Below are 18,219 nucleotides of genomic sequence, written 5' to 3'. Positions count from 1 at the left end.
AACGAAAAGATAACAGCTACTTCTGCTCGTCTTTCAGGTGGTCTTCACCGCCATAGGGGGCGCCAGCTGTAATGTCGCCTTGCAGGCCGCCCTGCGAAATACCAGGGCCGGTACCAGGCTGGGGCGCCGTGGTGCTGTTTTCTTCCGTGGGCGGGTTCACCTGTGAGCCGGTGGCGGGCTGGCCGTTGCCGGTAATAACGGTGGTTTTCTCACCTACCGGGCCTGCCAATTCTGTTACCTTTTGCACATATTGGCGGCGCGCTTCATCCTGGTCGGTACCCTTAAACTTGCTCCAGGAGTCCCATTGCGCCTGCGACATACCTTTTGGGCCGTTGGGATTGTCGGGCGTATCGTCGCCTACTTCGTCGCGCTTGGCATCATGGTCGCCTTCGGTGGCTTGCTTGTAGAGGCCATACAGCTCGTTCATGTGCGCCGCCGCTTTGTCGCCGGGCAGGCTGTCTACGCGCGACACGGCCGCTTCAAACTGTTTTTGCAGATCTATATTGTCCTGAAGATTCATGAGCAGTTGCTAAAGAGTGGAAATCTAAACAGTGTACTAAACTGACCTGGCTTTGGTTGCGAGGCGCGGTTGCTACATTTTTACCGAACAAGTCTTCTTCCTTCGTACTTTTACCCGCCTTATGTGTGGAATAACCGGACTATTTGCTTTTACCGATACGGGTCGTAGTGCGTTGGCCGCCCTACCTGCCTCTACCGACGCTATTATCAGCCGTGGCCCCGATTCGCAGGGCCACTTTGTATATGACCGCTGCGGCCTGGGTTTCCGGCGCTTGGCCATCCTCGACCTTTCCGCCGACGGCAATCAGCCCATGACCGATGAGTCGGGGCGCTATACCATTGTTTTCAACGGCGAAATCTTCAATTTCCGGGAGCTGCGGCAGCGCCTCATCAAAAAAGGCCACCAGTTTCATTCCCAGACCGATACCGAAGTAATTCTGCGCCTCTACATCACTGAAGGGCGCGGTTTCCTGAAAAAGCTGAATGGCTTCTTCGGTCTCGCCATCTACGATAAAGAGGAAGATTCGCTTTTCATTGCGCGCGACCGGATGGGGGAGAAGCCCATTCTGGTGTACCGCGACGAAGACAAGTTCCTGTTTGCTTCCGAAATGAAGTCGTTGCTGGCGCTGGGCATTCCGCGAAAGCTTGATTATGTGGCACTGAGCCATTATTTGCAACTCAACTACATTCCGGGGCCCGCTACTATTTTCAAGGGAGTGCGCAAGCTGCTGCCCGGCCACTACCTCTATATAAAAGGCAAAAAGGTGGTGCGCAAGCGGTGGTACAAAATCCCGTACGACGCCAAGAAAGTAAGCAAGAACAAGCTCACCTATGAGGAGCAGCAAAAGAAGCTGGTTGACTTGCTCGACGACGCCACCGCCCGCCGCCTTGTGGCCGACGTGCCCGTGGGCGCTTTCCTGAGTGGCGGCATCGATTCGAGCGTGATTGTGGCCCTCGCCTCGCGCCATACCGAGCACCTGAACACGTTCAGCATCGGCTACCGCGACGAGCCGTTCTTCGACGAAACCAAGTACGCCAAGCTGGTTGCCGAGAAGTACAAAACCAACCACACCGTCTTTTCGCTGTCCAACCAGGACCTCTACGACCATATTTTCGACGTGCTGGATTACATCGACGAGCCCTTTGCCGACTCGTCGGCGCTGGCGGTGTACATCCTCAGCAAACGCACCCGCGAAAAAGCCACCGTGGCTCTTTCCGGCGACGGGGCCGACGAACTATTTGCCGGTTACAACAAGCACATGGGCGAGTTTCAGGTGCGGGAAGGTGGTTTCAAAGCCGAAGCCGTAACCGGCCTGAATTTGCTTTGGGACATCCTGCCTAAGTCGCGCAACTCGTTTTTCGGTAACCGGGTACGGCAGTTTCAGCGGTTCTCGCGGGGCATGCTCAGCGGCCCCAAAGACCGGTATTGGGATTGGGCTACGTTTGCGTCGGCTGCCGATGCGCGCGGTTTGCTCAGCGCCGCATCGCGCCGCAAAGTAGGCAAGAAGCTAGCCGAGAAGCGCCGCAAAGACATCCTCGAAAACCTGCACGCCGACGGCGACCTGAACGAGGTGCTGCTCACCGACATGCAGTTGGTGCTGCCTTACGACATGCTGGCCAAGGTGGATATGATGAGCATGGCCAACTCGCTGGAGGTTCGGCCGCCCTTCCTCGACCCCAACGTGGTGCGTTTCGCGTTTTCACTGCCCGTTGAAAGCAAAATCGACGCGAAAATGAAGAAGCGCATCGTGCAGGATGCCTTCCGGCCATTATTACCCGAAGAATTATACAAGCGCCCTAAGCACGGTTTCGAAGTGCCGTTGCTGAAGTGGTTCCGCGGGGATCTGCGCCCGCTAATTGAGGACGATTTATTATCTGATGGATTTATCGAAGCACAAGGTATATTTGATATTGACGCTATTCGGGGCTTAAAGACTCAGCTCTTTTCTCGCAGCCCTGGCGACGTGCACGCCCGTATTTGGGCGCTTATTGTATTCCAGCATTGGTGGAAACGCTATATGATGGCCCCCGAAGTTTGATCCCACGCCCTTAATCATATTCTCTCCACTTTTTACGCTCTTCTATGAAAGTAGCAGTAGTTGGCACCGGCTACGTCGGGCTAGTAACAGGTACGTGCTTTGCCGAAGTCGGCATGGACATTACCTGTATCGACATTGACCAGAAAAAAATTGATAACCTTAAACAAGGTATTCTCCCGATTTACGAGCCGGGTCTGGAAGAAATGGTGACTCGCAATGTGGCCGCTGGTCGTTTGCACTTCACCACTGATATTGCTGAAGGCGTGAAAGACGCTGACGTAGCCTTTATTGCAGTAGGTACTCCTCCCGGCGAGGATGGCTCAGCTGATTTGAAATACGTGCTAGCCGTAGCCCGCGGTATCGGTGAAAACCTCACCGATTATTGCGTGGTAGTTACCAAAAGCACCGTGCCCGTAGGTACGGCCGCCAAGGTCCACAACGAGTTGACCCAGGCGTTGGCCAAGCGCAATTCCAGCATTGAGTTCGATGTGGCTTCCAATCCTGAGTTCCTGAAAGAAGGTGCCGCCATCGACGACTTCCTCAAGCCTGACCGGATTGTGGTTGGTGTGTCGTCGGAGCGGGCTCAAGACGTGATGAGCAAGCTCTACAAACCGTTCTTGCTCAACGGTCACCCCATCATCTTCATGGACATTCCATCGGCTGAGATGACGAAATACGCCGCTAACTCCATGCTGGCGACCAAGATTTCGTTTATGAACGACATTGCCAACCTGTGCGAAATCATGGGTGCCGATGTGAACATGGTACGCAAGGGCATCGGCTCCGACGCTCGTATTGGCACCAAGTTCATCTACCCCGGCATTGGCTATGGCGGCTCTTGCTTCCCGAAGGATGTGAAGGCACTCATCAAAACGGCCGCCGAAAATGGCTACCAGATGCAGGTGCTGAAAGCCGTGGAAAGCGTGAACGAGGCCCAGAAAGAGGTGCTGTTCGACAAAGTGAAGAAGCACTTTGGCGGCGAACTACAAGGCCGCAAGTTTGCTCTGTGGGGCTTGTCGTTTAAGCCTAAAACCGACGATATGCGCGAGGCCCCTTCGTTGGTTATCATCGAGAAACTGCTGGCCCACGGTTGCACCGTATCGGTGTACGACCCGGTAGCCGTACCCGAAGCCAAGCACTCGCTCGGCGACACGGTAACATATGCCAAAGACCAGTTTGAGGCGCTGGTAGATGCGGATGCGCTGTTGGTTATCACCGAATGGCCGGAATTCCGCTCGCCGAGCTTCGGCGTGGTAGGTAAACTCCTGAAGCAGAAGGTTATATTTGACGGCCGCAATATTTATGATCCGCAGGAAATGCAAGAGGCTGGTTTCGCCTACCACTGCATTGGTATCCGCACGGCCCACCAGGAACCAGCCCAGGTTAGTGCTTAGTTGGTAGTGCTTTGTGCTTGGGCTGTTCTGTTCATCAGTAATAGAACGGCCTAAGCACTAGGCACAACGCACTAGGCACAACGCACCAACTACGCATCAAGCAATAACCAATATGTCTGACAAGAAACGCATACTAATTACCGGTGGCGCTGGCTTCCTGGGTTCGCACCTCTGCGACCGGTTTCTGGCGGAAGGGTACCATGTCATTGCCATGGATAACCTGGTAACCGGCGACATCGGCAACATCGAGCACCTGTTCGGCCGCGAAGATTTCGAGTTTCATCACGCCGATGTGTCGAAGTTCGTGTTCGTACCCGGCAAGCTGGACTACATCCTGCACTTCGCCTCGCCGGCCTCGCCCATCGACTACCTCAAAATCCCGATTCAGACCCTGAAAGTGGGTTCTTTGGGTACACACAACCTGCTCGGCCTGGCCCGGGTGAAAGGGGCCCGCGTACTGATTGCCAGCACCTCGGAAGTGTACGGCGACCCGGAAATTCACCCGCAGGTGGAAGAATATTTCGGCAACGTAAACCCCGTAGGCCCACGGGGTTGCTACGACGAAGCCAAGCGCTTCCAGGAAGCCATTACCATGGCCTACCACAACCACCACGGCTTAGAGACGCGCATTATCCGCATCTTCAACACCTATGGCCCCCGGATGCGCCTCGACGACGGCCGCGTATTGCCAGCCTTCCTGTCACAGGCGTTGCGCGGTGAGGCGCTGACGGTGTTTGGCGACGGTTCGCAGACGCGTTCCTTCTGTTATGTAGACGACTTGGTGGAAGGTATTTACCGCTTGCTACTGAGTGATTACCACTTGCCCGTGAACATCGGCAACCCGTCGGAAATCACCATCAAGGAGTTCGGGGAAGAAATTGCGCGTCTGACTGGCGTGGAGTTCAAACCCACCTACCAGGCTCTGCCCGAAAACGACCCAATGAAACGCAAGCCAGACATCACCAAAGCCAAGGAGATTCTGGGTTGGGAGCCGAAAGTAGATCGGGCCGAAGGCCTGCGCCGGACGCTGGAGTATTTCAAAGAGCACGTGAAGTAGACGGATGGAAGGCCCCTACCTGATTGAGTTCCCCAAGGTGGGGGCTTCTGATATTGGTTTTATTTCAATAGCTGAGTGTCCTCAGCAGATTCCTTTCGAGATAAAGCGCACTTTCTGGACGTATTACACGCCGGAAAGTGTGCTACGCGGCCGGCACGCCCATCATCGCACCGAGCAGGTGCTGGTGGCCGTTGCCGGCCGCATTATCGTTACTACCGAGCTGTCCAACGGGGAAGTAGAGCTATTTCGCCTCGAAGACCCGCATGTAGGGTTGTATATTCCGCCGTATGTGTGGCATACCATGCAGTATTCGCACTCGGCGGTGCAGTTGGTGATGGCCTCGCTGCCTTACAATGCCGAGGACTACATCCGGGACCATTCGGAATTTCAACGGATATGGAAGAGCTGAATGCTGGCTTGCTAGCCAAGCGGGCCTCGGCACTTTCTTTCTACTCGCCTTATAGCTTCATGCGTGGAGTAGCGGCCGACCGGCAAGATCAGCTTTTCGGAGCGGGCCGGTTTGCCCGGTTTCCAGCCGCACCGCATGAGCACCTCGCAACCCTCCAGCCGCAGCACCAGCCGTTGCAGCTACTGCTGGCCGATTTACCCTGGGATTCCGAATTCTTCGGAACCCGCACTATCAAGCTACTGACTGCTCTTTTCAACCCGACTGCGCCCCTGGCTGGTCGGGTTTCAGCTATACGGGCCTGGCAGCAGCAGCAGGCGGCTACCGGTAGCTTTTATTGCTTCAGCGAAGTGCCAGCCGAGGATACTGCCTTGCTGCAAACCCTAACGGCCAGCGGCTGGCGGTTAGTAGAAACCCGATTGCAGTTCTACCACGACCAAGTGGCCGAATTCGAGCAGCCACGCTACCCGGTTCGTTTCGCGCAACCCAGTGAAGCTGAACATATTGGCCAAATAGCCGCCGCGGCCCGTAACCCTTACGACCGGTTTCATGCCGATCCGTGGTTTGGGGAAGCACAGGCCGACGCGTTTCTGGCACGCTACGCTAGTGCAGCCGTGCAGGGCTATTGCGACGCGGTACTTGTGCCCGATGGGCTTGGTCTACCAATTGATTCGTTTTTAGCTATCAGTGACTTAACTGATGACGCCCGCCAGCTGGGAGTAGGCTTGTCGAGGGTGGTACTGACGGCGGTGGGGCCGCTAAACCGGGGCTGGCATCTGCGTTTAGTGTCGGAAACAGTGCAACGGGCTCGCGCTAAGGGCGCTAGCTACGTGCTGATGACCACGCAGGCTACCAATCGGGCGGTATTCCGGACCTGCGAAAAGCTGGGGTTCAAGCTGGGCGGTAGTACGCATGTGCTAGCATACCACTACCCAAGCCGCTAAGCGCTACCTTGCGGCTAAATTCCACTCCGAAATTCCCCATGCCCACGCTTTCTGTTGTTGTTCCCTGTTACTTCAATGAGGATAACATTCCGGTAACTGTTCAGGAACTGATTGCCAACGAAGTCCGCTTTCCGCCCGAAGTAGCCTTCGAGTATATCTTTGTGGATGACGGCTCGCGCGACCATACGTTGCAGGCCCTGCTCACGGCGCAGGCCCAGTACCCCGACCGAATTCGAGTGGTGGAGCTAGTAGGCAATGTGGGGTCATACAACGCCATAGTGGCAGGCATGGAACAGGCTACCGGCGACTGTATGGCCATTATTACGGCCGATATGCAGGACCCGCCCGAGCTGATGGTACAGATGTACAGCCACTGGCAGCAGGGTTTCAAGCTGGTTATTGGTAACCGGCAAGACCGGCAGGAAACCGGCTGGACGAAACGCACCGCCGAGCTGTTTCACTGGCTGATGAAGCATCTGGCCCTGCGCAACATTCCGGATGGAGGCTTTGATTTTGTGTTTTTCGACCGGCAGGTGCGCGATGATATTGTGCGGATGCAGGAACGCAATAGCAACATCTTCTACCTGATGGTGTGGCTGGGGTATTCTTACGTCAATATCCCATACGTGCGCCGCAAGCGGGAAATCGGGAAGTCACGCTGGACGTTGCAAAAGAAGCTCAAGCTCTTCATCGACTCGCTGCTGTCCTTCTCCTTTTTTCCGATTCGCGTCATATCGGTAATAGGCTTGCTGTTGGGTTTCGCGGCACTGCTATTCGGCGTTTACGTAATAGGACTACGGATTTTCGCTCCTCAAGGCCCCGCCGGCTGGACTACGCTGATGGTAGTGGTGCTGTTTGTGTCGGCGTTTCAGATGATAGCCTTGGGTATCATTGGCGAATACGTATGGCGTGGCATGGATGCTGCCCGTAACCGGCCGCTTTACGTGGTCAAAAAAGTATACGAAACCACCACGGAATAGGTGCCTGCGGCACTGGCGGGAAGTATATGGCTAGCATCAAGCAAGGAGCATGTAGTAAACCAGCTTTCCTGGCAATATGACGTTATTTCTACAGTTAGGGTCTCTCAACTTGGCGGCTATACTAGCTAGCTATGCGGTAGGGGCGGTGCTGCTAACGTGGAGTAAAACTGCACGGCGAGAACCGTGGTTGGCCCTGTTTATTGCTCTGGTGTTAGGCAGTAGCACACTGAGCTGCTGCTATGCTATATACTGCACGCGGGGCGCTACCATCATGCTGCCCGTGCTAGTGCTGCTAGGTGGGCTGTTGTGGCTGTTGCGCCAGCCCACTACCGCCTACATCCGCTTAAGTGCGGCCAACTCACGTAGCGGCGGCCGTCGGCTGCCGGTGGTGCTAGCCTTGGGCACGTTCATCTTCCTAACGCGGTATCCACTGCTTTTCGATGCCAGTTCTGAATTCCTGCGGACCCCTTTTCAGGACTATGTTTTCTATGCGCGGCTAACCACCCCGCTGACTTTGCGGGGCGTGGAAACCAACTCACTGGAAGTGCTTTATCCGCAGTTTCTGGCTCCGTATCCATACCACTACTTGGAAATCTGGTGGAATGCCCTGCTGGTTCAGCTAACCGGCTTGCCTTCCGTGTGGTGTATGTTCCTCTGCGCTTTCTCAGTGATGATAACCATAGTTGGGGTTGGGTTTGCTGCTATTTTCGCGCATTTCGGGCTGCCTAGCAGATGGTTGCTGGTGCTAGCCGTGCTCTTCCTGACCGTTACGGGTGTGGTGTGGCCGTTTTTGCAGCATATTTCCCTAGTGCAGAATGGGGCGTTGCTGTCCAGCCTGCTGCTGCCGTTGCAGCCCAAACTAGCGCCGGTGTACTGGTTTATGCTGTTGGGTACGGCATTGTTACTGTCGCGCCAATACGTTGCGGCGGCGGTGGCTCTGGCCATAGTAGCAGTGGTGTTTGTGGCGGCCGCGCCGGTGGTTGGGGCAGGAGTGGTGGTGGTGGCCCTGTATCTGTGGCGTACCCAGCAGCTTCGCTTAAAGGAGAGCATGGCAATGGTTGCTCCGGTTGTGCTGGCTGGTGCCTGTATCGTGCTGTTCTACGGTTTGCAGCCGGCCGCTTATACTTTGCCTGGTACCGGCGAGCATGCACTGTTGCAAGCGGTTATGCCACGGCTGGCAGAAGCAAGAACACTAATCAACATTGGGCTAGGAGTGTTGCTCAACTTCGGAGTTTATTTCCTGGGATATGGGCTAGTGGTGGTAGCCGTGCTGCTCGCTAGCCAGCGGGTGGTAGCCATAGGAAAGCAGTACCAGGTGGTGCTGGTATGGTTTGCCGCCAGCCTGTTGGCCGCGGCTGTTATGAGAACCTTAGCCCACCATTTCCTGGATGGGTTTCAGTTTTTTTCCAACCCCATGGTGCCCCTTACGGCTATCGTGCTGGCTGTGTTTCTGGGCGCTGGCCTACAAAATGCCCGTCGTCGCACCTACGTGCTGAGCGTGGTAGCGCTGCTGGGGCTGTTGCTAGTCAATAGCTATAAGCTACTTACCGATTCACACGACGGTCACGTAACTACTCGTTATTCTCCAAAGTTTTTGCGCCAGATGAAGCAGGTAATGCCTACGCTTGGCTCCCGGGGAGGCTATATCTTGGCCGATGCCGAATACTCTAGTGCCTACACCTTGTCCTCCGACTCCTACACTGCGGGCAATTACGTATCCAATTTCAAGAACGATTATGCCCTGCTTTCCTTGTCGGCTCTGGATGCAGACAGCCTCACGACGGACCCGCGCTTTGTGCGGGATTCTACGCAAGCCGAACAGATTACGCGGCAGTCTACACTCTACCGCTTCGCTAAATTTCAGTCCCTTCGCCACCGTAGCACCTCGCTCGATAGTGCCAAATATGAGTTGGTTCGAGAGGCCGGATTGTCTTTTATTTGTGCTTCACGGCGGGCGCAACTACCAATTATCTTGCGGCCATTGGTAATCAAAACGTACGTTGACTCCTATTCCGGCGAGAAACTGTACGTGCTGCGTGGCCGCCAGTTTCCACAACCCACCGACCCGTACCAGCCTCGGTCGTGGTAAGTATGCCTTTTGGTAGTTCACTCACTTTCTAAGGCCATCCCAAGTCTTGTCATGCGCATTCCGTTTCTCTCGTTTTCTCCTCAGCATGACCCATTGCGTGCCGACATCCTTGCGGCTATAGCCGCTGTGTATGACAAGCAATGGTACGTTCTCGGTGACCAGGTCAGGGAGTTTGAGGCGGCCTATGCTCGCTTCAATGAGGTGCAGCACTGCGTAGGAGTAGCCAACGGGCTCGATGCCCTTCATCTGGCCTTGGAAGCTCTACAGGTAGGACCCAGCGACGAGGTGCTGGTGCCCAGCAACACCTACATTGCCACTTGGTTAGCGGTGTCCTTTGTGGGCGCAACGCCCGTACCCGTAGAGCCGAACCCGGCCACCTACAACCTCGACCCCGCCCGCCTGGAGGCGGCTGTTACGCCCCGTACCAAAGGCATCATGCCCGTGCATCTGTACGGGCAGGCCTGCGAAATGGGGCCGATACTGGCCTTAGCGCAAAAGCACGGATTGTGGGTGGTCGAAGACAATGCCCAGTCGCAGGGCGCGCAGTGGGAGGGAAACCTCACCGGCAGCTTCGGCGACGTGAATGCCACCAGCTTCTACCCCGGTAAAAACCTGGGGGCCCTTGGCGATGCCGGGGCCGTAACCTCTAACCGCGCCGACCTGGCTACCCGCATTCAGACGCTGCGCAACTACGGTTCCCAGCGCAAATACTACAACGAAATAATCGGCCACAACTCGCGGCTCGATGAACTGCAAGCCGCTGTGCTCAGCGTAAAGCTGCCCCATTTGCTTTCCTGGACCCAACAGCGCCAGGAAGTAGCGCGTCAGTATCACAAGCAATTAGCTGGTATCGGTGACTTGGTGCTACCCGCCGTGGCCCCTGGCGCGACACACGTGTATCACCTGTACGTAATACGTACTCGCCACCGTGACGCTTTGCAGCAGTATCTGACTGAGCAAGGCGTTGGCACGCTTATTCACTACCCCATACCTCCCCATCGGCAGCAGGCCTACGCGCATCTGCAAATACCAGCCGGCGCATACCCCATTGCCGAGGAACTGGCTGCCACTAGCTTGAGCCTGCCCATGTGGCCCGGTATGCAACCCAATGATGTAACAATTGTGGCAGATGCCGTGAGAAGTTTTTTCGCCAGTTGGTAGGCTACACTAGTAGTGAAATAGATAGTAAAGAGTGGATTATAACGGCAATAAGCGGTTGGCCACCGTTTAGGTTAAGCGTTGAAAATCAAGCTGACAACAGGCAGCCGACTAGCCCAAAGAGAGAATGTTGTAAATCTGCTTGCTGAAAATCAGCTACCTTTGCGACGCCAAAAGCAGCCTACGCGCTACCTAACCAGTTTTGCTAGGTTGTTTTGGCTGTTACGTTGCCGGTAATGGCCGGCGGCTTACCCTACTTTACTAGTTGCATGAGTACGACTACAAGCATCGTTATTACCTCCATTTTCGCGCCGACCAAGGCGGTTACCAAATTCGCCGGCTTGCCGGAGTATCAACTGGTTGTGGCCGGTGATAAAAAGTCGCCTGCTACCTGGAGTGAACCAAACGTTGTGTACTTATCGGTGGCCGACCAGGAAGCTATGGGCTTTCAGATGGCTACCAAGCTGCCTTTCAACCACTACGGCCGCAAAATGATGGGCTACCTGCACGCCATTAAAAACGGGGCGCAGGTTATTGTGGACACCGACGACGACAACATCCCGTACGACGACTGGACGTTCCCGGCCATGGAAGGCGAGTTTGCCACGTCGCCGGCCGATAAAGGCTTTGTCAACATCTATAAGAACTTCACCAGCCACCACATCTGGCCGCGGGGCTACCCGCTCGACCTCATCCTGAATACAGAGCACAACCTGAAAGAGGAAGAGCTAACCACCGAAATGGCAAAAATCGGTATCTGGCAGGGCCTGGCCGACAGCGACCCGGACGTGGATGCCATCTACCGCCTCGTAGATAACACGGAGGTGTTCTTTGATAAGCGTACCCCAATTGTACTGGCGGAAGGCACCTTGTGCCCCTTCAACTCGCAGAACACTGCCGTGCGGCGCGAGCTGTTTCCGCTGCTCTACCTGCCGGCCTACGTAACGTTCCGCTTCACCGACATCCTGCGTGGCTTGGTGGCCCAGCCCATTCTGTGGGCGCACGGCTACCGGCTGGGCTTCACCGAGGCCACGGTGCTTCAGGAACGCAACCCGCACGACTATGTAAAGGACTTCGAGTCGGAAATTCCTTGCTACCTGCACCCCAACAGGGTTATTGCAGCTGTTACCCGGGCCATTGACAAGTCGGTGACCGTAGGCGAGAACCTGCGCCGGGCGTACGCCGAACTGGCCAAAGAAAATATCGTAACGGAACAGGAAATTGAGCTGCTCGATTTGTGGCTGGCCGACGTAGCTTCCCTGACCAAATAACTTCCATGCAGGAATTTCCCTCCTTATCCATCGTCATTCCGTCTTGGAATCAGGGCCGCTTCATTGAGCGGACGCTGCTAAGCATTCTGCGGCAAGACTATCCCGGCACGGTACAGGTAATCGTATCGGACGGGGGCTCGAATGACGAAACCGTGGACGTGCTCAAGAAGTACGATGGGCAGATCGAGTGGTGGTCGGCGCGGGATAAAGGCTTTGTGGATGCTGTAACCAAGGGTTTGGCCCGCGTTACGGGCGAAGTGGTAGCCATTCAGAGCAGCGACGACTACTATTTGCCAGGCGCATTCCGACGCATGGCCGAAGCGTTTCAGCAGTATCCGGAAGCCAGCTTTATTTCCGGCGGTGAGTACGGAATTGACTTGCAAAACAACATCGAGTACGCCAACTCCTTCACTGGTCCGATAACGCCCCGCTCTATTCTGTTTGAGTTTGTGCCCGCGCAGCACGCCACGTTTGTACGCCGCGAAGCCCTGGAGAAAACCGGCGGTATGCGCGTAGAAGTGGATATGTGCGCCGACATTGATTTGTGGTACCGCGTGGCCCACTTTGCGCCCGGTCGGGCCATTCCGGCTATGCTGGCTGCCTACCAGCTGCACCCTGATCAGCGCACTGCTACCTCGCCCAAGTGGTATCCTAATCTGGTGAAGATGGTGGAGAGCTGTGAGCAGAACCCTACGTACGGCTCGCACTTCAAGCTCACCGACGAAGAACGGCGCAACCTCTACACCTACTGGGAAATCAATTGGACGGCCAAGCGGGATGCTGCCGCAGCCAAGCCTATTGCCTGGGCCAAGCTGCCCGGTTTGCTGAGCTACAGCCCCCGCACCCGCCGCATGATTTTGGGCTCAACCGTCAACCCACTAGTGAAACAGCTATTGCCTAGCTCTTTAGTTCAAACCCTGCGCCCACAGGCTACGCCCGCTGCTGCTGGCACGTCGGCGCCAGTGGACCTGAACTGGTGGAAGAACAGCTAGCTCGCCTCTTACAACCCATCCGAAACCCGGTCTGCACTGACCGATAGCCACGGATACTGACTACAACTATGGAACAAAACGCCAAAATATACATAGCAGGCCACCGCGGCATGGTGGGCTCGGCCATTCTGCGCCGCCTCGAAAAAGCTGGTTACCATAACTTCGTTACGCGCACTTCCTCGGAGTTGGATTTGCGCAATCAGCAGGCCGTAACCGAGTTCTTTGCCGAAGAAAAACCGGATTACGTAGTATTGGCCGCTGCCAAAGTAGGAGGTATCAATGCCAACAACATCTACCGGGCCGAGTTTCTGTACGACAACCTGATGATACAGAACAACGTCATCCACAACAGCTACCTCAACGGGGTGAAGAAGCTATTGTTTTTGGGGTCGTCCTGTATCTACCCCAAACTGGCGCCCCAGCCACTCCAGGAGGATGCTCTGCTGACGGGTACTTTAGAAAGCACCAACGAGCCGTATGCCATTGCCAAAATTGCCGGCATCAAGCTCTGCGACGCGTACCGGAGCCAGTATGGCTGCAATTACATTTCGGCCATGCCCACCAACCTCTACGGGCCCCACGACAACTACGACCTTAAAAACTCACACGTACTGCCGGCCCTGATTCGGAAGTTCCATGAGGCCAAGCTGGCCGGCACCCCCGAAGTGGAGGTGTGGGGCACGGGCACTCCCCGCCGGGAGTTCCTGCACGTCGATGACCTGGCCGAAGCCTGCTACTGGCTGCTGGAAAACTACAACGAGCCCGGCCTCGTGAACGTGGGCACCGGCACCGACCTCAGCATCCGGGAGCTGGCCGAGCTGGTACAGCGCACCGTAGGCTACGAAGGCACCATCCGCTTCAACACCGACTACCCCGACGGTACCCCGCGCAAGCTGATGGACGTAAGCAAATTGGCCGAGAAAGGCTGGAAAGCTACTATCGGACTGGAAGAAGGAGTGGCGGCTGTATACGCTGATGCGTTTGGCGTAGAGCGCCCCGCTTAAACAACGAAAAGGATCCGCTCTTCTGCTACTGCGTGAGGAGATGGATAGGTGCGCCCGGTTTGTGTCATTTGGGCTACCTTTGCCCGTGCAGTCCAAGCAGGCACTCAGACAGAGTAAGTGTTAGTCTGCAACTTAGGAGAGAGACTGATTCAGGTTTTACACTCCGTCAGAAATTTTGTTAATCCATTCACTGTGCAAACTACGGAAGCTCTGAAGCATACCGAGTCATCGACTATTCCCCCCGCTACTAAAGACTGGACGGAGGTCATTGAGCCCCGAACCAGCCTGCTGGATCTGCGCCTGGGCGACGTGTGGCGCTACCGCGACTTGGTAATGATGTTCGTGAAGCGCGACTTCGTTTCCACGTACAAGCAGACCATCCTGGGGCCGCTCTGGTTTTTCATCCAGCCGCTGCTCACTACCATTACCTTTATAATTGTATTTAGCCGGGTTGCCAATCTGTCCACTGATGGATTGCCGCCGGTTGTGTTCTACTTGGCCGGCATAACCGTGTGGAGTTACTTTTCGGTAACGCTCACCACTGTTTCCACGGTGTTCGTGGCCAATGCAGCAATTTTTGGTAAAGTGTACTTCCCGCGCCTGACCATGCCGGTGTCCATTGTGGTGTCCAACATGGTGCGGTTTCTGATTCAGTTCGGCTTGTTCCTGGCTATCTGGCTGTTCTACGTAGTGCGTGGCGGTACCACCATCCAGCCGAACTGGGTTATTGCGCTAACTCCCATCCTCCTGATTATGATGGGCCTGATGTCCCTCGGGTTAGGGATGATATTCAGCGCGCTAACCACTAAATACCGCGACTTGGCTATGCTGCTGACGTTTGGCATTCAGCTGCTGATGTATGCTACCCCCATTATTTATCCCTTGTCCAGCATTCAAGGCGAGATATACGGTATTTCCTATAAGTCTATTATCCTGGCTAACCCGATGAGCTCTATTGTTGAGACATTCAAATATGGCTTTCTGGGCTCCGGAGCCTTTAACTGGGGATACCTTGGCTATAGTGCTGCCTTTACGGTAGCCATTCTGCTTATCGGTACTATCATCTTCAATAAAGTAGAAAAGAGCTTTACCGATACGGTGTAAGCACTTTTACCTGAAACAGCCCCGCAGTACATGAGCAATATTGCCATACGAGTAGAGGATTTAGGTAAGCAGTACCGCCTCGGTGAAATAGGTACCGGCACCCTGAGCCACGACCTAAACCGCTGGTGGTCAAAGATGCGGGGTAAGGAAGACCCCTTTGCCAAGGTAGGGGAGGCCAACGACCGCACCAAGAAAGGCAACAGTGACTACGTGTGGGCCCTGCGCGACGTCAACTTCGACGTAAAGGCCGGAGAAGTGCTGGGTATCATCGGCCGCAACGGGGCTGGCAAATCCACGCTGCTCAAGATACTCTCCAAGGTGACGGCACCCACTACCGGCCGCATCAAGATTCAGGGGCGGATTGCTTCACTGCTGGAAGTGGGCACCGGCTTTCATCCGGATTTGACGGGCCGGGAAAACGTGTATCTAAACGGTGCCATCCTGGGTATGTCGAAAAGCGAGATTAGCCGCAAGTTCGACGAGATAGTAGACTTTTCCGGCGTGGAGCGCTATATCGACACGCCCGTAAAGCGCTACTCATCAGGTATGTACGTGCGCTTGGCGTTTGCCGTATCGGCATTTCTGGAGCCCGAAATTCTGATTGTAGACGAGGTGCTGGCCGTTGGCGATGCCGAATTCCAGAAGAAGTGCCTCGGCCGGATGGAAGACGTGAGCAAAAACGACGGGCGGACTATTCTGTTTGTGAGCCACAACATGGCCGCCGTTTCCAACCTGTGCACTAGTACCATATTTATGCGCAACGGCACCCTGCAAAGCATGGGCCCTACCGATAAAATAATAGAGGAGTATATATCATACGGTAAGTTCAATACTGGTCAAGTATTAGCGGAAGATATTCAGTTTACGCGGCGCTGCACCAAAGCCTCTTTCGAAGAAATTAGTATTATCTCAAACGGTGAGATTACCAGCAGCGTAGACATCAAGAATGAGGTAATTGTTGAAATGAATTATCGAGTTCTTGTTGATGGGGCAATGGTATATCCCAGCATACACGTACTTGATAATATGGCTACTTGTATACTGGCCACATTCCCCGCAAAATCGGCTACCATCGGTGTTGACGAGTTTTATGGGAAACCACTGAGAAAAGGCTTGTACAAATCTAGGGTTGTAATTCCAGGTAGTTTCCTCAATGAGAAAACGTATAGTATTAGTGCCTTCCTAGTTCCTGAGGATGCGGCGGATATGGAAATTGCTGAAGAAGTACTATCCTTTTCTGTTACCGACACTGGAGAGATGAGAAAAGAATACGGAGGGGACTGGTGGGGTCTTATTCGTCCGAAAATGGCTTGGTCAACCGAACGGGTTAGCTAACTAAGACAGAGTAATTCCGAGAAATGCATACTGCATAATCTGACATAAAAAATCATGAAAGTAGTAATATTAGCTGGCGGTTTGGGCACACGTCTTTCCGAAGAAACCGTGCTTAAGCCAAAGCCAATGGTTGAAATCGGGGATATGCCCATTTTATGGCATATAATGAAAATATATTCTTCCCATGGCTTCAATGATTTCGTAATCTGCCTGGGTTACAAAGGATATGTTATCAAGGAATATTTCGCCAACTACTTTCTGCATAAATCAGACGTAACAATTAATCTGAAGGAAAATTCGCTTCAGGTGCATGACACCTATGCCGAGCCTTGGAATATCACGCTGGTTGATACCGGCTTGGAAACCATGACCGGTGGGCGTATACGGCGGGTTGCTTCGCATCTAGGTAATGAAACCTTCCTGCTGACGTACGGAGACGGAGTTTCCAACGTGAATATTCGGGAGTCCGTAGAGTTTCATAAGGCGCACGGCAAGCTATGTACCGTTACGGCAGTGCAGCCCAGCGGCCGGTTCGGAGCTATTAATCTAGGCGATGCAGACGAAGTACTTTCATTTGCTGAGAAGCCACGCGGTGATGGTGCCTGGATTAATGGGGGCTTTTTTGTGTGTGAGCCCGAAGTAGTGAAGTACATCGACAACGATAGCACTATCTGGGAACGAGAGCCGATGGAGGCTATTGCGCACGATGGTCAGATGCAGGCGTACAAGCACGAAGGCTTCTGGAAACCAATGGATACCCTGCGTGATAAAGTAGAACTGGACAATAGCTGGAACACCAAACAAGCTCCCTGGAAACTGTGGTAGAGAACAAGCCTTCTGCTTTGGCAGACATGCTAGGTACCTGTTATACTGGCAAGAAAGTATTTCTGACCGGGCATACCGGTTTTAAAGGCAGTTGGCTACTTGCCTGGTTACATCTGCTGGGAGCTGAAGTAACAGGGTATGCGCTTGCGCCCGAAGGTGAGCCTAGCCTATATAATTTGCTGAAAGGCGATGAACTCTGCAAGTCAATTATTGCGGACCTCAACGAGCGCGAAACCTTAGAGCAGGCATTACTTGAGTGTCAGCCCGACTTTATATTTCACTTAGCGGCTCAGCCGTTGGTGCGCCTATCCTACCAACGGCCCACCGAAACATTTCAGGTAAATGCACTTGGGACGGCCCATCTGCTTGATGCTGTCAGGCGCTTAAACAAACCTTGCACTGTGGTACTTATCACTACCGACAAGGTGTACGAAAACAAGGAATGGATTTATCCTTACCGCGAAACAGATAGGTTGGGCGGCTACGACCCGTATAGCGCCAGTAAAGCCTGCGCGGAGATAATAATTAATTCGTATAGTCAGTCATTCTTCAACCCGGCAGCGTATGAGGAGCACCGAAAAGGTATTGCCGTAGGGCGAGCCGGCAACGTCATTGGTGGTGGCGACTGGGCCCTCGACCGCATCATTCCGGATATTGTGCGAGCCTTGGAGAAAGGAAAGATAGTGCAGGTGCGTAACCCAGCGGCCGTGCGGCCGTGGCAGCACGTACTGGAACCTTTGGGCGGTTATCTGCTGCTTGGGGCCCGCCTAGCCGAACATCCCGTGGCGTATGGTGGCGCCTGGAATTTTGGTCCGCATCTAGAAGATGCGCTGCCAGTTTCCGCGTTGGTAAACCTTAGCCTCGCGGCTTGGGGAGAGGGGGAGTATGAAACTCCTGCTGCGGCCGGTCAGCCTCACGAAGCCGGATTGTTGAAGCTAGATATCAGCAAAGCGGTAAATGAGCTACAGTGGAAGCCGAAATACAATGCGCAGGAATCAATTCATAAAACTATAGCTTGGTATAAAGCCTTGCAGCAAGGAAACGAAGCCTACGCGCTGGTGAAAAGCGACATCGAAGATTTCCTGCAAAATAGCTAAGGTGT

The 18,219-nt window shown here is 54.4% G+C and carries 16 protein-coding genes; 15 read left to right on the top strand and 1 reads right to left on the bottom strand.

What is annotated here, in order from left to right:
- Positions 1–16: 16 nt before the first annotated feature.
- Complete coding sequence (locus J0X19_RS05505) at positions 17–520, bottom strand: acyl-CoA-binding protein (protein WP_206982285.1); 504 nt, start codon at positions 518–520, stop codon at positions 17–19.
- Between the two features lie 121 nt (positions 521–641).
- Between J0X19_RS05505 and asnB the strand changes: the two genes are divergently transcribed.
- The 15 genes from asnB to rfbG all read left to right on the top strand — a co-directional run bounded on the left by asnB (position 642) and on the right by rfbG (position 18,214).
- Entirely contained in the window at positions 642–2,558 is a 1,917-nt protein-coding gene (gene asnB / locus J0X19_RS05500; protein WP_206982283.1) for an asparagine synthase (glutamine-hydrolyzing), read from the top strand.
- A 44-nt stretch (positions 2,559–2,602) separates the two neighbouring features.
- Entirely contained in the window at positions 2,603–3,952 is a 1,350-nt protein-coding gene (locus tag J0X19_RS05495; RefSeq protein ID WP_206982281.1) for a UDP-glucose dehydrogenase family protein, read from the top strand.
- Positions 3,953–4,064: 112 nt separating this feature from the next.
- Positions 4,065–5,009 carry a UDP-glucuronic acid decarboxylase family protein gene (locus J0X19_RS05490; RefSeq protein WP_206982279.1) on the top strand — a complete coding sequence of 315 codons (945 nt, stop codon included), beginning with the start codon at positions 4,065–4,067 and terminating at the stop codon, positions 5,007–5,009.
- Positions 5,010–5,013: 4 nt separating this feature from the next.
- A complete protein-coding gene (locus J0X19_RS05485) occupies positions 5,014–5,418 on the top strand; it encodes a sugar 3,4-ketoisomerase (protein WP_206982277.1) in 405 nt (134 codons plus the stop codon).
- Positions 5,406–6,359, top strand: a complete 954-nt coding sequence (locus J0X19_RS05480) for a GNAT family protein (protein ID WP_206982275.1) — start codon at positions 5,406–5,408, stop codon at positions 6,357–6,359. Before J0X19_RS05485 ends, J0X19_RS05480 begins: the two co-directional genes overlap by 13 nt.
- Positions 6,360–6,397: 38 nt before the next feature.
- Positions 6,398–7,339, top strand: a complete 942-nt coding sequence (locus J0X19_RS05475) for a glycosyltransferase family 2 protein (protein WP_206982273.1) — start codon at positions 6,398–6,400, stop codon at positions 7,337–7,339.
- 271 nt (positions 7,340–7,610) lie between these two features.
- Positions 7,611–9,428 carry a hypothetical protein gene (locus J0X19_RS05470; RefSeq protein WP_206982271.1) on the top strand — a complete coding sequence of 606 codons (1,818 nt, stop codon included), beginning with the start codon at positions 7,611–7,613 and terminating at the stop codon, positions 9,426–9,428.
- Positions 9,429–9,479: 51 nt separating this feature from the next.
- Positions 9,480–10,589, top strand: a complete 1,110-nt coding sequence (locus J0X19_RS05465; RefSeq protein WP_206982269.1) for a DegT/DnrJ/EryC1/StrS family aminotransferase — start codon at positions 9,480–9,482, stop codon at positions 10,587–10,589.
- Positions 10,590–10,855: 266 nt separating this feature from the next.
- On the top strand, positions 10,856–11,857 hold the full coding sequence (locus J0X19_RS05460) for an STELLO glycosyltransferase family protein (RefSeq protein WP_206982267.1): 1,002 nt from the start codon (positions 10,856–10,858) through the stop codon (positions 11,855–11,857).
- A 5-nt stretch (positions 11,858–11,862) separates the two neighbouring features.
- Positions 11,863–12,849 carry a glycosyltransferase gene (locus tag J0X19_RS05455; RefSeq protein WP_206982258.1) on the top strand — a complete coding sequence of 329 codons (987 nt, stop codon included), beginning with the start codon at positions 11,863–11,865 and terminating at the stop codon, positions 12,847–12,849.
- Between the two features lie 68 nt (positions 12,850–12,917).
- Positions 12,918–13,853: a GDP-L-fucose synthase family protein gene (locus J0X19_RS05450; RefSeq protein ID WP_206982256.1), complete on the top strand. Its 936-nt coding sequence runs from the start codon at positions 12,918–12,920 to the stop codon at positions 13,851–13,853.
- 192 nt (positions 13,854–14,045) lie between these two features.
- Positions 14,046–14,957: an ABC transporter permease gene (locus J0X19_RS05445; RefSeq protein WP_317194753.1), complete on the top strand. Its 912-nt coding sequence runs from the start codon at positions 14,046–14,048 to the stop codon at positions 14,955–14,957.
- A gap of 30 nt (positions 14,958–14,987) precedes the next feature.
- Positions 14,988–16,292 (top strand): ABC transporter ATP-binding protein, encoded by a 1,305-nt coding sequence (locus J0X19_RS05440; RefSeq protein WP_206982254.1) that lies wholly within the window; start codon positions 14,988–14,990, stop codon positions 16,290–16,292.
- A gap of 54 nt (positions 16,293–16,346) precedes the next feature.
- Complete coding sequence (gene rfbF, locus J0X19_RS05435) at positions 16,347–17,117, top strand: glucose-1-phosphate cytidylyltransferase (RefSeq protein ID WP_206982244.1); 771 nt, start codon at positions 16,347–16,349, stop codon at positions 17,115–17,117.
- 26 nt (positions 17,118–17,143) lie between these two features.
- Positions 17,144–18,214, top strand: coding sequence for a CDP-glucose 4,6-dehydratase (gene rfbG / locus J0X19_RS05430; RefSeq protein ID WP_206983368.1), 1,071 nt, complete (start codon positions 17,144–17,146; stop codon positions 18,212–18,214).
- Positions 18,215–18,219: the final 5 nt, after the last annotated feature.

It is taken from the genome of Hymenobacter telluris, assembly GCF_017313265.1.
Classification (GTDB): Bacteria; Bacteroidota; Bacteroidia; order Cytophagales; family Hymenobacteraceae; genus Hymenobacter; species Hymenobacter telluris.
This window is presented reverse-complemented; position numbering and strand designations above follow the sequence as displayed.

What these genes read in the sequence shown, in the direction of transcription:
- J0X19_RS05460 (WP_206982267.1), top strand. Translation starts at nt 10,856, where the DNA reads ATGAGTACGACTACAAGCATCGTTATTACCTCCATTTTCGCGCCGACC.
- J0X19_RS05505 (WP_206982285.1), bottom strand. Translation starts at nt 520, where the DNA reads ATGAATCTTCAGGACAATATAGATCTGCAAAAACAGTTTGAAGCGGCC.
- rfbG (WP_206983368.1), top strand. Translation starts at nt 17,144, where the DNA reads ATGCTAGGTACCTGTTATACTGGCAAGAAAGTATTTCTGACCGGGCAT.
- J0X19_RS05455 (WP_206982258.1), top strand. Translation starts at nt 11,863, where the DNA reads ATGCAGGAATTTCCCTCCTTATCCATCGTCATTCCGTCTTGGAATCAG.
- J0X19_RS05440 (WP_206982254.1), top strand. Translation starts at nt 14,988, where the DNA reads ATGAGCAATATTGCCATACGAGTAGAGGATTTAGGTAAGCAGTACCGC.
- J0X19_RS05465 (WP_206982269.1), top strand. Translation starts at nt 9,480, where the DNA reads ATGCGCATTCCGTTTCTCTCGTTTTCTCCTCAGCATGACCCATTGCGT.
- J0X19_RS05450 (WP_206982256.1), top strand. Translation starts at nt 12,918, where the DNA reads ATGGAACAAAACGCCAAAATATACATAGCAGGCCACCGCGGCATGGTG.
- J0X19_RS05485 (WP_206982277.1), top strand. Translation starts at nt 5,014, where the DNA reads ATGGAAGGCCCCTACCTGATTGAGTTCCCCAAGGTGGGGGCTTCTGAT.
- J0X19_RS05475 (WP_206982273.1), top strand. Translation starts at nt 6,398, where the DNA reads ATGCCCACGCTTTCTGTTGTTGTTCCCTGTTACTTCAATGAGGATAAC.
- J0X19_RS05490 (WP_206982279.1), top strand. Translation starts at nt 4,065, where the DNA reads ATGTCTGACAAGAAACGCATACTAATTACCGGTGGCGCTGGCTTCCTG.
- J0X19_RS05495 (WP_206982281.1), top strand. Translation starts at nt 2,603, where the DNA reads ATGAAAGTAGCAGTAGTTGGCACCGGCTACGTCGGGCTAGTAACAGGT.
- asnB (WP_206982283.1), top strand. Translation starts at nt 642, where the DNA reads ATGTGTGGAATAACCGGACTATTTGCTTTTACCGATACGGGTCGTAGT.
- rfbF (WP_206982244.1), top strand. Translation starts at nt 16,347, where the DNA reads ATGAAAGTAGTAATATTAGCTGGCGGTTTGGGCACACGTCTTTCCGAA.
- J0X19_RS05470 (WP_206982271.1), top strand. Translation starts at nt 7,611, where the DNA reads ATGCTGCCCGTGCTAGTGCTGCTAGGTGGGCTGTTGTGGCTGTTGCGC.
- J0X19_RS05480 (WP_206982275.1), top strand. Translation starts at nt 5,406, where the DNA reads ATGGAAGAGCTGAATGCTGGCTTGCTAGCCAAGCGGGCCTCGGCACTT.